Origin of the sequence: Shewanella marisflavi, assembly GCF_023283925.1 — a bacterium.
Taxonomy (GTDB): domain Bacteria; phylum Pseudomonadota; class Gammaproteobacteria; order Enterobacterales; family Shewanellaceae; genus Shewanella; species Shewanella marisflavi.
This window is the reverse complement of record NZ_JAKIKX010000001.1, coordinates 914,672-930,420: the sequence shown is the minus strand read 5'-3', so window position 1 is coordinate 930,420 and position 15,749 is coordinate 914,672. Positions and strand designations below refer to the sequence as shown.

The 15,749-nt window shown below is 51.3% G+C and carries 15 protein-coding genes; 3 read left to right on the top strand and 12 right to left on the bottom strand.

The window, feature by feature from the left end; all coding sequences use genetic code 11:
• The first annotated feature begins 299 nt into the window (after positions 1-299).
• Both mltF and L2712_RS04005 read left to right on the top strand, forming a co-directional pair.
• Positions 300-1,730, top strand: a complete 1,431-nt coding sequence (gene mltF, locus L2712_RS04010; protein WP_033538504.1) for a membrane-bound lytic murein transglycosylase MltF — start codon at positions 300-302, stop codon at positions 1,728-1,730.
• Between the two features lie 51 nt (positions 1,731-1,781).
• Positions 1,782-1,919, top strand: a complete 138-nt coding sequence (locus L2712_RS04005) for a hypothetical protein (RefSeq protein ID WP_157705001.1) — start codon at positions 1,782-1,784, stop codon at positions 1,917-1,919.
• Positions 1,920-1,961: 42 nt separating this feature from the next.
• Here the strand turns inward: L2712_RS04005 and tadA are convergent, their stop codons facing one another.
• From tadA to guaB, 3 genes are all read right to left on the bottom strand, one after another.
• On the bottom strand, positions 1,962-2,498 hold the full coding sequence (gene tadA, locus L2712_RS04000; protein WP_088905079.1) for a tRNA adenosine(34) deaminase TadA: 537 nt from the start codon (positions 2,496-2,498) through the stop codon (positions 1,962-1,964).
• A 121-nt stretch (positions 2,499-2,619) separates the two neighbouring features.
• Positions 2,620-4,197 (bottom strand): glutamine-hydrolyzing GMP synthase, encoded by a 1,578-nt coding sequence (gene guaA / locus L2712_RS03995; protein WP_033538505.1) that lies wholly within the window; start codon positions 4,195-4,197, stop codon positions 2,620-2,622.
• Positions 4,198-4,303: 106 nt separating this feature from the next.
• Positions 4,304-5,770, bottom strand: coding sequence for an IMP dehydrogenase (guaB, locus tag L2712_RS03990; protein WP_088905080.1), 1,467 nt, complete (start codon positions 5,768-5,770; stop codon positions 4,304-4,306).
• A 119-nt stretch (positions 5,771-5,889) separates the two neighbouring features.
• On the opposite strand from guaB, the gene xseA reads away from it, so the two are divergent.
• A complete protein-coding gene (gene xseA, locus L2712_RS03985; protein WP_248976936.1) occupies positions 5,890-7,218 on the top strand; it encodes an exodeoxyribonuclease VII large subunit in 1,329 nt (442 codons plus the stop codon).
• Positions 7,219-7,274: 56 nt separating this feature from the next.
• Here the strand turns inward: xseA and L2712_RS03980 are convergent, their stop codons facing one another.
• From L2712_RS03980 to pilW, 9 genes are all read right to left on the bottom strand, one after another.
• Complete coding sequence (locus L2712_RS03980; protein ID WP_248976935.1) at positions 7,275-7,562, bottom strand: hypothetical protein; 288 nt, start codon at positions 7,560-7,562, stop codon at positions 7,275-7,277.
• On the bottom strand, positions 7,563-7,808 hold the full coding sequence (locus L2712_RS03975) for a hypothetical protein (RefSeq protein ID WP_248976934.1): 246 nt from the start codon (positions 7,806-7,808) through the stop codon (positions 7,563-7,565).
• Between the two features lie 224 nt (positions 7,809-8,032).
• A complete protein-coding gene (gene der / locus L2712_RS03970; protein ID WP_248976933.1) occupies positions 8,033-9,502 on the bottom strand; it encodes a ribosome biogenesis GTPase Der in 1,470 nt (489 codons plus the stop codon).
• 94 nt (positions 9,503-9,596) lie between these two features.
• Entirely contained in the window at positions 9,597-10,784 is a 1,188-nt protein-coding gene (bamB, locus tag L2712_RS03965; RefSeq protein WP_033538510.1) for an outer membrane protein assembly factor BamB, read from the bottom strand.
• Between the two features lie 11 nt (positions 10,785-10,795).
• Positions 10,796-11,419 carry a tetratricopeptide repeat protein gene (locus L2712_RS03960; RefSeq protein ID WP_088905083.1) on the bottom strand — a complete coding sequence of 208 codons (624 nt, stop codon included), beginning with the start codon at positions 11,417-11,419 and terminating at the stop codon, positions 10,796-10,798.
• A 14-nt stretch (positions 11,420-11,433) separates the two neighbouring features.
• Positions 11,434-12,705, bottom strand: coding sequence for a histidine--tRNA ligase (gene hisS / locus L2712_RS03955; RefSeq protein ID WP_033538635.1), 1,272 nt, complete (start codon positions 12,703-12,705; stop codon positions 11,434-11,436).
• A 152-nt stretch (positions 12,706-12,857) separates the two neighbouring features.
• Positions 12,858-13,973 carry a flavodoxin-dependent (E)-4-hydroxy-3-methylbut-2-enyl-diphosphate synthase gene (gene ispG, locus L2712_RS03950; RefSeq protein WP_248976932.1) on the bottom strand — a complete coding sequence of 372 codons (1,116 nt, stop codon included), beginning with the start codon at positions 13,971-13,973 and terminating at the stop codon, positions 12,858-12,860.
• 20 nt (positions 13,974-13,993) lie between these two features.
• Complete coding sequence (locus L2712_RS03945; protein WP_248976931.1) at positions 13,994-14,956, bottom strand: RodZ domain-containing protein; 963 nt, start codon at positions 14,954-14,956, stop codon at positions 13,994-13,996.
• On the bottom strand, positions 14,956-15,744 hold the full coding sequence (gene pilW, locus L2712_RS03940) for a type IV pilus biogenesis/stability protein PilW (protein WP_033538514.1): 789 nt from the start codon (positions 15,742-15,744) through the stop codon (positions 14,956-14,958). The genes L2712_RS03945 and pilW overlap by 1 nt, the downstream gene beginning before the upstream one ends.
• Positions 15,745-15,749 lie beyond the last annotated feature (5 nt).

Below are 15,749 nucleotides of genomic sequence, written 5' to 3'. Positions count from 1 at the left end.
ATTGCAGGGTCAGATCTGGCGCTATTATAGGGAAATGTGGGGCACAAATCATCCGTAGAGTCGCTTCAAAACCGAGTTTCCCTCGATTTATTATCACCATAGCGCGAAAACAGCTTTACGTAACAAAGAAACTGGCGCGGCCCTAATTTCATGCCCCATAATTAAGCTGCCAGAAAGCAAAAATCATCCAACAAATATAAGCCATTCACGGCCGAAAAAATCGTCATTATTGCGTTTGTTCACCTTGTGATATAATCGTCGGCCGCGTTTTATAAAACGGATTAAAAAATAGTAACTTAATGAGAGTTTTCCTGCTGATTCTATTCTGTGTTTCGCTACTGACTGGCTGTCAGGGCGAGCGCGTGGACGCAGCAAAAGTCTCTACGCCTGCACCGAAAACGCAACTTAATGTCGGCACCCTCTATGGCGCGCAGATCTATGTCACCACGGGTCAGGGCGTAGCCGGCTTCGACTATGAGATGGCTGAGCGATTTGCTAACCATCAGGGGCTTGAGCTCAACATGCAGCCCTACTCCACCATAGGTGAGCTCTACCGCGCCATGCAAGCGGGTGAGATAGATCTTATCGCCGCTGGGCTGGGCGATACCCAAAGCCGACGCGAACAGTTTAGACTCGGCCCACCGCTCTATTATGTTAATCAGGTATTGGTCTACAAGCAGGGGGTAAAATACCCTACAGATATCAGCCAGCTTGATGACAACATTACGGTGATCTCTGACTCCTCCTTTATCGAGACGCTGGCGGATCTGCAAAAGCTCTACCCTGAGCTGGTGTGGGATCAGCATGGCGACAAAGACAGCGAAGAGCTGCTGGCGATGATCGCCCGTGATGAGATCAGCTATACCATCGCCGACTCAACCACCTTTGAGATCAATCGCCGCTACATGCCTGAGCTTAGAGCCGGCCCAGTGCTAAGAGAGGAACAGGCGGTAGTCTGGCTGTTACCGCCCACAGGTAGCGATCAACTGATGAGCGATCTGCTGAGCTTTTGGCATCAAGAGAAACGCGCCGGCACTCTGGCTCACCTCAATGAGAAATATTTCGCCCATGTGAAGCGCTTCGATTATGTCGATACCCGCGCCTTCCTGCGCGCCATAGATACTAAGCTGCCCAAATATCGCGACGACTTTGTCCATTATGCTGGCGATCTCGACTGGCGCAAGCTGGCAGCGACCGCCTATCAGGAATCCCACTGGAATCCCAATGCCCGCTCGCCGACCGGGGTACGCGGCCTGATGATGCTCACCCTGCCGACAGCAAAACAGATGGGGATCGATAACCGCCTCGACCCTGAGCAGAGTATCCGCGGCGGCGCTAAATACTTAAGCGACATCCTCAATCGCCTGCCGGAATCGATCCCGGAAAATCAGCGGATGTGGTTTGCCTTGGCCTCATACAACATAGGCTATGGTCATGTAGAAGATGCTCGCAAGCTGGCGCAGTCTATGGGACTTAACCCCAGTGCCTGGCGGGACCTAAAAAAAGTTCTACCCCTGCTACAGAAGCGTAAATATTACAAACATACCCGCTATGGCTATGCCCGAGGCAGCGAAGCGGTGCATTATGTGGATAACATCAGACGTTATTACGACACCCTAGTGTGGATTGACAACCAGCATCAGGAATTACAAGATGACATAATGGAAGCGCAACAACAAACGGCCGAAAAGCAATCACAAAGCGAGATTTCCGGAGCACAGCCCGAGTAAAAGTCACAGGCTTGTGGTATAGAAGAGTGATAGGCCTAGAGGAGGTTCAAAATGAGAAAAAAATCCTTAAACAATCTGTCTTCACGGCGACGCACGCTACTTAAGATACGCCATCAACACACGATAAACCGACAGAAGCAGTTCTTCACCTTTATCAAGCAGCCCAGCAGCGATAACTCACTGGACTAGGCTAACTTAAGCAATCGATAGCTAAACAACAAAAACAAGGGCTTATTGCCCTTGTTGCTTTTCTGCCTGCTTCAAGGCCTTCTTCTCTTTACGTCGGCGGCGAAAAAAAGCGCTAAGCTGCTCGCCGCACTCTGTTGCGAGTACCCCTGAGGTGACACTCAGCTGATGATTAAAGGCGCTGTTTCTCACCAGATCCAGCACACTTCCGGCCGCGCCAGTTTTAAGATCGTCGGCGCCATACACCAGACGGCCGATTCTGGCGTGCACCATAGCGCCGGCGCACATGGCGCAAGGCTCTAGGGTGACATACAAGGTGGTATCGAGCAGACGATAATTCTCCACCATCTGCCCCGCGGCGCGAATACACTCCATCTCGGCGTGAGCACTGGCATCATGACGACAGATGCTGAGGTTATAGCCTGTCGCTATCACCTTATCATCCTTAACCAGCAGGGCGCCGACCGGCACCTCACCTTGCAGCTCAGCCTCGGCCGCCAGCGTCATGGCTTGACGCATATAGTCTTCATCTTTTAGCGCCTGTTCATCCAGGCTGACAGGGGTTTCCAATGGATTACTCATCTTTGTCGATCTTTAGTCACTAACGCTATTAGGATAATGGCCTGTGTCAGAAATGTCTCTTAGATAAAAAAGGGGCATATCACTATGCCCCTTCCATTATTGCTTACAAGCTATCGCAGGATTATTCCCACTCGATAGTTGCCGGTGGCTTACCTGAGATATCGTAAACCACACGAGAGATACCGTCGATCTCATTGATGATGCGGTTTGACACTCTGCCAAGGAAATCATATGGCAGGTGCGCCCAATGCGCCGTCATAAAGTCGATGGTCTCTACCGCACGTAGCGATACAACCCAGTCGTACTTACGGCCATCACCCATTACACCTACGCTGCGCACAGGCAGGAAGACAGTAAAGGCTTGGCTCACCTTGTTGTACAGATCGGCTTTATGCAGCTCTTCGATGAAGATGGCATCGGCACGGCGCAGTAGATCGCAGTACTCTTTCTTCACTTCACCCAGTACACGTACCCCCAGACCTGGTCCTGGGAATGGGTGACGGTAAAGCATGTTATAAGGCAGGCCAAGTTCCAGACCTATCTTACGTACTTCATCTTTAAACAGTTCACGCAGCGGCTCAACCAGACCCAGCTCCATATCATCAGGCAGACCGCCGACGTTATGGTGTGACTTGATCACATGGGCCTTACCGGTGGCACTGCCTGCCGATTCGATAACATCTGGGTAGATGGTGCCTTGGGCCAGCCACTTGGCGTTCACACACTTACGTGACTCTTCATCGAAGATATCGACAAATACCTTGCCGATGATCTTACGCTTGGCTTCTGGCTCGGCTTCACCAGCTAGGGCGTCGAGGAAACGGTTTTCGGCGTCTACATGAACGATGTTGAGACCAAAGTGGTCGCCAAACATCTCTAGTACCTGGTCGGCTTCATTCAGGCGCAGCAGACCGTTATCAACAAACACACAGGTCAGTTTGCTGCCAATAGCGCGGTGCAGCAGCATGGCCACTACCGATGAGTCAACACCACCAGATAGACCCAGGATAACCTCGTCATCCCCAACCTGCTCCTTGATACGAGCAACCGCGTCTTCGATGATAGAAGAAGGTTTCCAGTTGGCTTCACATTGGCAGATATCCAGGGCGAAATGCTCAAGCATACGCTTACCCTGACGGGTGTGAGTCACTTCTGGGTGGAACTGAACACCGTAGAAACGCTTCTCTTCGTTGGCCATTGCCGCGTAAGGACAGGTGTCTGTCTTAGCCACAGTCACGAAACCTTCAGGGATCTCAGAAACCTTATCGCCATGGCTCATCCAGACGTCAAGCAGCGCCTTGCCACTATCGCTGACCGCATCTTCGATGCTCTTGAACAGCTCTGAAGGAGACTGTATTTCAATCTGGGCATAACCGAATTCGCCTTCGCCAATCCCCTGGATCACCTTGCCGCCCAGCTGCTCTGACATGGTCTGCATACCGTAGCAGATCCCCAGTACAGGCACGCCTGCATTAAAGACATATTCAGGAGCACGAGGTGAGTTGTCGGCAGTGACACTCTCTGGGCCACCAGCCAGAATAATACCGTTAGGCGCAAAGCCCTTGATCTGCTCTTCAGACACATCCCAGGCCCAAAGCTCACAGTAAACACCGATCTCACGGATACGGCGGGCAATCAATTGCGTGTACTGAGATCCAAAATCGAGAATGAGGATCTTATGATCATGAATGTTGCTCATGCTTTACCTTTTATCTTTCAGAATTTTCGCCAATGTTCGACATTTATCGATACCTGGCTTAAGAAAAGGCAGTGTATTTTTCAATGACACTGCCTGATTTCAATAATTAAGAACGGCTACGATAGTTAGGCGCTTCTTTGCTGATGGTCACATCATGGACGTGGGATTCACCCATACCCGCCGAGGTCACCTTCACAAACTCCGCCTTCTCGTTAAGATCTTTAATAGTAGGACAACCTGTGAGGCCCATGCATGAACGCAGGCCACCCATGTACTGGTGGATGATCTCTTTTAGCTTACCCTTGTATGGTACGCGACCTTCAATACCCTCAGGTACCAGTTTGTCGGCGGCGTTATCGCTTTGGAAGTAACGGTCAGAAGAGCCTTGAGTCATGGCGCCCAGAGAGCCCATGCCGCGATAAGACTTATAAGCGCGACCATTGTATAGCTCAGTTTCACCTGGCGCCTCATCGGTACCGGCAAACATCGAGCCTGCCATGATGCATGATGCACCTGCGGCCAGCGCTTTAGCTAAGTCGCCTGAGAAGCGGATACCGCCATCGGCGATAACAGGAATATCCAGATGCTTAACCGCTGCGGCGGCATCTGATACTGCGGTGATTTGCGGCACGCCCACACCAGTGACGATACGAGTAGTACAGATAGAGCCAGGGCCAATACCCACCTTAACGGCGTTCACACCGGCTTCAACCAGTGCCAGAGCACCTTCGGCTGTCGCCACGTTACCACCAACAATCTGTAGATCTGGGTACTTGGCGCGGGTGTCACGAATACGCTGTAGCACACCTTCAGAGTGGCCGTGAGATGAATCGATAAGCAAGACGTCGATACCGGCTTTTACCAGTGCATCGACACGCGCTTCGTTACCGGCACCGGCACCGACAGCGGCACCAACACGCAAGCGACCAAATTCGTCTTTACAAGCGTTTGGCTTCTCTTCTGCTTTTTGGAAATCTTTTACGGTAATAAGACCTTTGAGTCTAAAGTCAGCGTCAACCACCAGGACTTTCTCGACGCGGTGAGCATGCATCAACTTCTGCACTTCATCCAGCGGAGTGCCTTCTGGTACTGTTACCAGGCGCTCTTTAGGCGTCATCACCTGGTCGACGGTACGAGACCAATCGGTAATGAAGCGCACATCACGACCTGTGATGATACCCACCAACTCATTGGCTTCATCGACTACAGGATAACCGGCAAAGCCGTTTTTCTCCGTCAACACTTTCAGTTGCTCAAGTGTGGTATTTGGCGTGACCGTTACAGGTTGCTGAACGATACCGGCTTCATAGATCTTCACTTGGCGAACTTGCTCGGCCTGCTGCTCTATGCTCATATTTTTATGGATAAAACCAATACCACCTTCCTGTGCCATCGCAATGGCAAGGCGCGCTTCAGTCACGGTATCCATGGCTGCAGACACAATTGGCATATTGAGTTCTATCTTTTGGGTTAAACGAGTCTTGAGAACGGCAGTGTTAGGGAGTACGGTCGAGTGTGCAGGAACAAGCAACACATCATCAAAGGTTAGTGCTTCTTTTTTTAAACGTAGCATGGCAACATCTCCCCATGTAGGTGATATAAGAGGTAAAATATTGCGGCGGGATTATACCTTGCATATTGGGCTTGGTAAATGGAAAATAGTAAAAAAGTCGCTTTAGTTGCAAAATATCTATGAAAATGCCGAAAAATAATGTTTACACCGTCTCGCGCCTCAATGGCGAAGTCAGGCAATTGCTCGAAGGTGAACTGGGTAAAGTCTGGCTTGAAGCAGAAATATCCAATTTTTCGGCCCCCAGTTCAGGCCATTGGTATCTCACCTTAAAAGATAATTATGCCCAAATCCGCGCCGCCATGTTTAAGGGACGCAACCGTGCTGTCACCTTTCGTCCGGCCAATGGTCAACAGGTATTAGTTAAGGGCGCCATCAGCGTCTACGAACCCAGAGGCGATTATCAACTGATTATCGACTCCATGTTACCCGCAGGTGATGGCCTGCTCGCCCAGCAATATGAAGCCCTTAAGCTGAAGCTGGCCGCTGAAGGACTCTTTGCTGCCGACACTAAGCGACCATTACCAAGCAATATTCAGCGTATCGGCGTGGTTACCTCGGCCACAGGTGCCGCCATCAGAGATGTTCTCCATGTACTTAAACGGCGTGATCCCTCCATTGAGGTGATTATCTATCCGAGCCAGGTACAGGGGGAGTATGCCGACAAATCTTTATGTCACGCCATCATGCAGGCTAACGACAGGATGGAGGTCGATGTATTGCTGCTTACCCGAGGGGGCGGATCCCTGGAAGATCTCTGGAGCTTTAACAGCGAGGCCTTGGCTCATACCATCTACAACAGCGCACTACCTGTGGTCTCGGCGGTGGGTCATGAAGTGGATACCACCATCAGCGATTATGTGGCCGACCTACGTGCCCCAACGCCTTCGGCGGCGGCTGAACTGTTATCCCAAGATGCCTTAAGTAAGGCTGATAAGCTCAAGATGGCCATGACCCGCCTCAGACAGGGCTGGCAGCATTACGGCCTCAAACAGGCGCAGCGCTTTTCGCAACTCGAGCATAGGCTACAACGACAAGATCCCAAGCGTCGCTTACAAGTGTATGAGCAGCGCTTCGATGAGATGCAGCTTAAGCTTTGCGCCGCGCTAAATTCAAAATTACATAAACTAGAGCGTAACCAACAACAGCTACACGCTAGATTACATCGGGTCTCACCCAGCCATCAGCTCGCCTTGGCCAGCAACCGCCTAACCAACCAGGAGCAAAGACTGCATAGCGCCATGCAGGCAAGGCTTAACGATGCCCAGCGCTCCCTAGAGTATGCCGCCCATCAGCTAGAAACCGTCAGCCCCTTAGCGACCCTAAGCCGTGGCTACAGCATCACCTTAGATGCCAAGGGCAAGGTACTACAGCGCTGCTCAGATGTTAAAGCAGGCGATCGCCTCACCACTAAGCTGCTCGATGGCGAAGTTTACTCTACGGTCAATTGAGTCAGGTTAAGATCAAAAAACGCCCTTGCGGGCGTTTGAGTCAGACAGTGAGTCTTTTACTTTCTCGGGCCAACCGGCACCATGATATGAGCATAGGGCGTGCCCTTCCACATCACATAGGGACCTCCCGCATAGGGATCGGTTGGTAGACTATCGAGTAATGCCGGATCAGGCATGATGATCATCAGGTGCGGCCCTTCAACAATCCATTGATTATCTTGGGTTTCGCCTTCGGCGTAGGGATCTGTGTTGCTCGCTCCACCATCACCAGCCAGCATGTAGGAGATACCTACCGCCTTGGCTTGAAACGGCTTCTTGTTACTCCAGGCATCGGCCCACTCCATCTAGGGGCCATCCATACACATAGGCGCCGTACCTTTTAAGCTTGGTGGCGTTGGAAAGCAGGTATAGTTGCTGCTGCCTTGTTGCAGGACATTCTTGTCCCAATCCATCACTGTGACCTTATCCCTCAGGGTCGGCGGAGCGGCGCTGAGAGCATCCGCCAATAAGGCCTGTTTATCTGCTGCTTGAGCGGCGCTAGCCAAAAATGCCAGAAAAATAGCAAGCAACAGGGGTTGTTGGTGTTTCATAACATATCCTTAGGTGAGTTTAACTACCTTAAATACTGCACTTTAAGTATAGTCGCCATCACCACAAAGACTCGCCAAAACCACCTTATACAGCATGTAAAACCAAGAACAAAACACAAAGCAGCGAAATATACCAAAACACCCAGACAACGATTTTAAACAATCAGGCATGACCAATAAAAAAGGCCAGCACAATGGCTGACCTTAGATAACGACAAGGAAGATTACTTCTTCTTGTCTTTGATGTGGCTCATCATACGCTTACGACGACGCTCCTGACTCACAGTCAACTTCTTAGTGTTGAGGCCATCGAACGGGTTGCCCCCTTCCTGGAAGCGCACCTGAATTGGCGTCCCCATCACCTTGAGCGAGCGGCGATAGTAGTTCATCATGAAGCGCTTGTAAGAGTCCGGCAGCTTCTTCACCTGATTACCATGGATCACCACGATAGGCGGGTTATATCCGCCAGCATGAGCGTACTTAAGCTTCACTCGGCGACCGTTAACCAATGGCGGCTGATGATCTTCCTGCGCCATCTGCATGATGCGGGTCAGCATTGAAGTGCTGACGCGGCAAGTCGCACTCTCGTACGCTTCCTGCACAGATTCAAACAGATGCCCCACCCCAGTGCCATGTAACGCCGAGATGAAGTGAATACGGGCAAAATCGATAAAGCCCAAACGACGGTCGAGCTCGCTCTTCACCCGCTCTTTAATTTCTTGATCGATACCGTCCCACTTGTTGACAGCGATCACCAGCGCGCGACCTGCGTTCAGGGCAAAGCCCAGCAGGCCAAGATCTTGCTCGGCGATCCCTTCACGGGCATCGACCACCAAGAGCACCACGTTGGCATCTTCCACCGCTTTAAGGGTCTTGATCACCGAAAACTTCTCAACGGTTTCATGTACCTTGCTACGACGACGCACACCGGCAGTGTCGATAATCACATATTCCTGGCCATCGCGTTCCAGTGGAATATAGATGCTGTCACGCGTCGTACCTGGCTCGTCATACACGACAACGCGCTCTTCGCCCAGGATACGGTTAGTCAGCGTCGACTTACCTACGTTTGGCTTACCGATAATCGCCAGTTTGATCGGCAGATCCTGCAGACGCTTCTGTTCGGCTTCGGCTTCTTCCTCTGTGTACTCACGCTCGTCGCTTTCCTCATCGCCCTCATCGTCGCGTGTGAGGCCTAAGGCTTCGGCATAAGGGGTCAGAGCATATTCGATCATATTAGTCACGCCACGACCTTGAGCGGCAGCCATCTGGTAGACCTCACCCAATCCCAGCGCCCAAAACTCGGCGCAAGACGAATCGGCGTCGATACCATCGACCTTGTTAGCAACGACGAAGGTGGTTTTTTCACGGCGGCGCAGATGCTCGGCAATCGCCTCATCGGCAGCGGTCAAACCGGCGCGGGCGTCGGTTAAAAACAGCACCACATCGGCCTCTTCGATCGCCGCCAGCGACTGCTCAGCCATGCGGGTTTCGATCCCCTCTTCGGTGCCATCGATACCACCGGTATCTACTACGATGAATTCATAACCAGATAGATGTGCACGACCATACTTACGATCCCGAGTCAGACCTGGGTAGTCAGCTACCAAGGCGTCTCTGGTGCGCGTAAGACGATTAAACAGGGTCGACTTACCTACGTTTGGTCGGCCAACCAAGGCCACAACTGGAATCATTTTCTTGCCTCTAATTTACAAATCTATCTGAATATCTTAAATAAAAAGCCCCCAGCACAAGGTCCAGGGGCTTTAAAAACTGTTAAAGCTCGCCTTAGGGAAGCGTAATTCTTGCTACCTTGCCATCGCGACTCTGGACGTAGATCTTATCATCTATTACCAGTGGCTGGCTAAACAAACCTGAATTATCCACTTCAACCCGCCCCACAAGCTTACCTGAGGCGCGATCGATGAAATGCAGATAACCTTCAAAATCTCCCACAACTAAATAGTCTTTATAGACCATAGGTGAGGTCAATTCACGGTTAGTCAGCTCGCTGTTGCTCCAGCTTTCCAGACCGTTGCGCTTGTCGACCGCATAGATACGGCTGTGATCATCCACCAGATAAAGGTTCAGACCAGCAGAGTCCAGCTCATTGAAGCTTGAATACTTGCGGCTCCAAACAATACGTCCGGTGCGTAGTTCCATCGACACCAGGTTACCATTGTAACTCACGGCATAGATGTTATCGCCCACGATCAGCGGCTTCATATCCACATCAGCCATGCGAGTAAACTCGTTACCGCCTTTGGGCGTATAGATAGGCTGCTCCCATGCGGCCTGACCATTGGCTTTCACTATCACAGCAACTTTGCCATCGGCAGTACCAACGAAGAAACCACCAGCTTCATAAGCCGCGGCACCAGTGCCTCTAAGGGTCAGTGTCGGTAGCTTATTCTCATAAACCCAGAGCTTCTCGCCATTGTCGACATTGTAGGCTTCTAGGCTACCTGTACTGGTGTGAACCACGACCACATCTTCACCGACGGTCGGTGCAGATAACAGCTCACCGCCAGCAATAACATGCCAAATCATCTCGCCAGTTTCAGCATCGGCAGCAGCGAGCAAACCACTCTCACCGCCAAAAAACACCTTGTTACGAGCGGCGGTGATGCCAGAAGAGAGACGCGCGCCTTTATTTTTGGCCAGCGCCCGCTCTTTAAACCAGGAGCTGATATCAATAGACCATACCTGCTCGCCAGAGGCCTCATCATAGGCGGCCACTTCGCCATGACGATCCATCACAAACAACTTGTCGTATCGCACCGCCGGACGGATATTGGAGTAGTAATCTCCCACTCCCTTACCGACAGAGGTACTCCAGCTCACCTCAGGAAAGACACTTGCTTCGATCTCCGGCAGCGGACTGACCGGCTCTTCTTCGACATCATTGGAAGAACAGGCCGACAGCAAACCCAGGCTCAGGCTACACGCCAGTAATGTTTTGCACCAAGACTTCATGGGCAGCTTCCTTATGCCTTGTTCAGGTTATCTAGCTTCATCTGTAATGCTGGGCTTGAAGTCGCACCGCCATTATCTAGGGCTGATTGATAGGCGCTCTTGGCCTTGTCGGCTTCGCCTTGACGTACCAGGAAATCACCTTTTAACTCGTCGCGTTGTACGCTAAAGGCTGGGGTATTGATCTGCTCAAGGGTTGCCAGCGCAGTGGCCAACTGACCTTGCTCAGCTTGTACACGAGCAAGACGCAAAGCCGCCAGTGCCACAAGCCCCTCTTCTGGCTTGTCGGCCAGGATCTGCTTAAGCGCCTGCTCAGCCTTCTCCAGCTCACCGGCTTCTACAGCCGCTTTAGCTACAATCAGTTGTAACAAAGCTTGATAGCCTTGCTGGCTACCATGATCTTTAGCAAAGCTCTCGGCCGCAGCCAACATGCTTGAATCGGCCTTCACCGAATTGCTAATAGTTTGGAAAGCTTCAGAGGCTTGTTCGGCCTGAGCCACTTTATAATCTGAATAGTAGTTCCAGCTATACAGGCCACCCAGGCCCACTACTGCACCTATGACAATCGAGCTGCCATAGTCTTTCCAGAACTGTTTGATAGCATCGACTTGTTGTTCTTCTGTGCTATAAATTTCCACGTTTCTCTTCCTCTTTAAATCAGTTCTGCAACGTAAGCTGCTAACGAATCCTGTGCAACTAATTCTTGTTCTTTATCTTCGCGCAGATATTTCAGCGCCACCTGGCCATTGGCCAGTTCGGTTTCACCGATCACTATCGCGAGCTTAGCGCCACTCTTGTCGGCACGCTTCATCTGCTTCTTAAAGTTTCCGCCGCCACAATGGCTCATCACCTTGAGGCCGTCAACTTCTCTTAACTGCTGCGCCACCTTAATGGCAGCAACGCGGCAATCATCACCCATGGCGGTAACATAAACGTCAACCGGTCCAGATACGTCATCGGTCAGGCTGAGTGTTTCCAGCATCAGCACGATGCGCTCAAGTCCCATGGCAAACCCCACAGCTGGGGTATCTTTGCCACCAAGCTGACCAACCAGGCCGTCATAACGCCCCCCCGCCAAAACGGTCCCCTGAGCCCCTAAGCTATCGGTGACCCACTCGAACACTGTGCGGTTATAGTAATCTAAACCGCGCACCAGGCGAGGGTTAATTTCGTATTTGATGCCAACGGCATCAAGTAGTTCACATAAATGTGAAAAATGGCCGCGACTTTCTTCGCCCAGATAGTCCATCAGCGCTGGAGCATCTCCCAGAAGCGCCTGCACATCCGGGTTCTTGCTGTCTAATACGCGCAGCGGATTAGAGTACATACGGCGCTGGCTGTCTTCATCAAGCTTCTCTTTATGCTGCTCAAGGAAAGCGACCAGGGCATCACGGTAGGCGGCGCGCTCATCGGCATCGCCTAAGGTATTCAGCTCGAGTTTGACATGCTCGCTGATCCCCAGCTTCTGCCACAGGCGAGCTGACATCATCAAGACTTCGGCATCGATATCGGCCGAGGCGATACCATAAACCTCAACACCAAACTGGTTAAATTGGCGGTAACGGCCCTTCTGAGGACGCTCATGACGGAACATAGGGCCCATATACCAGAGGCGCTGCTCTTGGTTGTACAGTAAACCATGCTCGTTACCCGCGCGTACGGTCGAGGCGGTGCCTTCAGGACGCAGAGTTAAGAGGTCGCCATTGCGGTCGGCAAAGGTATACATCTCTTTCTCGACAATGTCTGTCACTTCACCGATAGAACGTTTGAACAGGTCGGTACTCTCGACGATGGGGGTACGGATCTCGCTGTAACCATAGGCGGCTACGGTATCACGCAGCACGGCTTCTAATTTTTGCCATAGAGGGCTCTGGGTCGGCAGAATATCGTTCATTCCGCGAATCGCTTGAATCTGTTTTGCCACTGTATCAACTCGTCCGAATTTAGCTGTAAAAAATAAAAAAGCGCCTCGCATTATAGGCGCATCATCAATAAACGCAAAACCGGCGCTATGCGCCAGTGAACTGCGCCACAAATGAAGTTATTCACCTCATCTTGTGCGCAGCAACTTACCCTTTATTCAGTGATATCTTTGGCGGTAATACGTGCGTCAACACTGGCCACCTTGGCGCGGATCTTTGCCTCAAGCTGATCGACAATATGCTCGTTGTCGAAACGCTCTTTTTGACGAACGCCATCGTCGTAGTAGCCACTCTTACGGTTGCCACCTGTCAGACCGATATCTGACACTAAGGCTTCGCCGGGACCATTGACCACACAGCCAATGATAGAGACGTCCATAGGGGTCACGACATCTTCTAAACGACGCTCTAGCTCGTTGACCGTGGCAATCACATCAAACTCCTGACGAGAACATGATGGACAGGCGATGAAGTTGATACCGCGTGAGCGAATTCGCAGCGATTTTAGGATATCGAAGCCAACTTTGATCTCCTCGACCGGGTCAGCCGCCAACGAGACTCGCAGGGTATCGCCTATTCCTTCGGCCAGCAACATGCCTAGGCCAACCGCGGATTTCACCGCGCCCGCGCGAGCACCACCAGCCTCAGTGATCCCAAGGTGCAGTGGCTGTTTAATCTGTTTGGCCAGCAAACGATAAGACTCCACCGCCAGGAAAACATCTGACGCCTTCACGCTCACCTTAAACTGGTCGAAATTGAGTCTGTCGAGAATATCCACGTGACGCATAGCGGACTCTAGCAGCGCTTCAGGGGTTGGCTCCTTATACTTGTCCATCAGATCTTTCTCTAATGAACCACCGTTCACCCCGATGCGGATAGGAATATTCTTATCACGGGCGCATTCCACCACGTTACGGATGCGCTCTTCGTTACCTATGTTACCTGGGTTGATACGCAAGCAATCCACGCCATATTCAGCCACCTTTAATGCAATACGGTAATCGAAGTGAATATCGGCGATCAGCGGGATCTTAGTCTGTTGCTTGATGAGCTTAAACGCCTCGGCGGCGTCCATGGTAGGCACTGAGACACGTACTATATCGGCGCCAACATTTTCCAGCGCGCGGATCTGTGCGACTGTCGCCTCCACATCCGTGGTGCGAGTGTTGGTCATAGATTGCACAGCGATGGGGGCACCATCACCAATAGGAACATCACCCACATAGATACGTGTCGAAGGGCGGCGGATGATTGGAGACTCGTTGTACATCTTTAATTCACTCTTTTACTTCAAAGATTGGCGGAACTTACCGTCAGCCTGGCAACACGGCCACTGGGGTACTTGGCCAGATCGATATCTTCACCGTTAAGTCGCATGGTCAGCGACTGGGGAGCGCCCAATATAACCTTAAACGGCTCCTGACCAAAGAGATTCATCTCCTTGCCAGCCTGCTTAAGTCCGTTAACCAATACTTTGCCCTCGGCATCGGTGATTTTTATCCAGCAATCACCGCTGAGGCTCAAGGCTAACTCAGCCTCTGCGCTTACCTGCTCGGTCTGCACCGCTTGGGCAGGTTTAACTTGTTCGTCAGATAGTTGCGGCAATGACTCACTCGCCGTTGGCTCTAAAACCTTAGCGCTCTGTGTCGATACTTGTGACGCCAGGGCTATATCACCTTGTGGCTCTTGGACTATCGGCTCGCGATCTTCTTCTATACCTGTCATCGCTTGAGGATCCTCACCCAAAGGCAAATCACTGCTCAGCATCGATAACTCGGCAGCCTCTTCAACCGATGGCTGAGAGAGATCTACATCGGCCACCAAGGCCGATTTCTGCACCCACCAAAGTACGAGTAGGGCAAGCAACACGAAGACGATTAGATAGGTCACTAACATCAGGCGACCATCTCTGGCCTGACGAGTGGTCTTACGCGAGAAGCTCTGCATGGTCGGCGCGGCGACCACAGGAAAGCTCTCTGCAAGATAGGTATCGACCTTGGCCTTATCCAAGCCAAGAATACGGGCGTAATTTTTCACATAGCCTTTGACATAGGTGACAGAGGCGATGTTGTCATAATTATCAGCTTCGATATCGCTGACAATGGAGGGACGTAGATTTAACTGCTCAGCAACGCTGGTCAGCGTCATCTGACGTGCTTCACGCTCAGCCTTTAGCCACTGGCCCAATGTTTCACTGGTTTCCTTTGGTTTTTCTGCATCATCCTTGAGCATATCAATTTGATTTTCAGTCATTAGTGCAAACTTGCTCTATACTGCTTAGCCTCATTGGAAGCGGGAAACTTAGCCAGGAGAAGAATACCAAACTTTCTCACCGCTTCTGGGTCATTTAGGCCTTGCTCAATTTTAATTCCCAACGCCAGACTCTGAGCCGATTCGGGCACCACTCTATGGTAACGCGCCAAGCCTTTCTTAGCGGCGGAGTAGTTCCCCAGATCCAGTTCGATCTCAGACAGTTCTATTAGGGAGTTGGCACGACGGGGGTCATAATTAAGTGCCATCTCGAAGTAGCGTTGTGCTTTTTGAAGATCACCCGACTTGCGGCTACAGATCCCTAGGTTCTCGTAGCTAGAGGCAGAGCGGGTATATTTGGGCATCTTTACTGCCCGAAGAAACATCTTTTCGGACTCATCGTATTTCCCCTGCTGGCAGAGAAACACACCGAAATTGTTCATTGAATCACCGGTGGCGTCGTTGACACTAATGGCATTACGATATGCCTTTTCTGTCAATTCGAACTCACCAACCGATTGATAATAATAGGCTAATGCCACATGTACATCTTCGATGTTGGGCGCAAACTCAAGCGCCTTATCCAGATTGTATTTGGCTTGTTCACTATTGCCTTTTTGCAGATAGGTCAAGCCGAGCTGCACCCGTTGACGCGCAGCGGCCACGTTATCAAAAGTGCGCTCGGTAACAGGCACATCTGTGCCGCTATAGGTTCTTTCGGTTACACATCCCGACATCAGCGCAGAAGTCAGAATGACTAACAGGGTCAATGTGGGCTTTTTGCTTAACATACGCA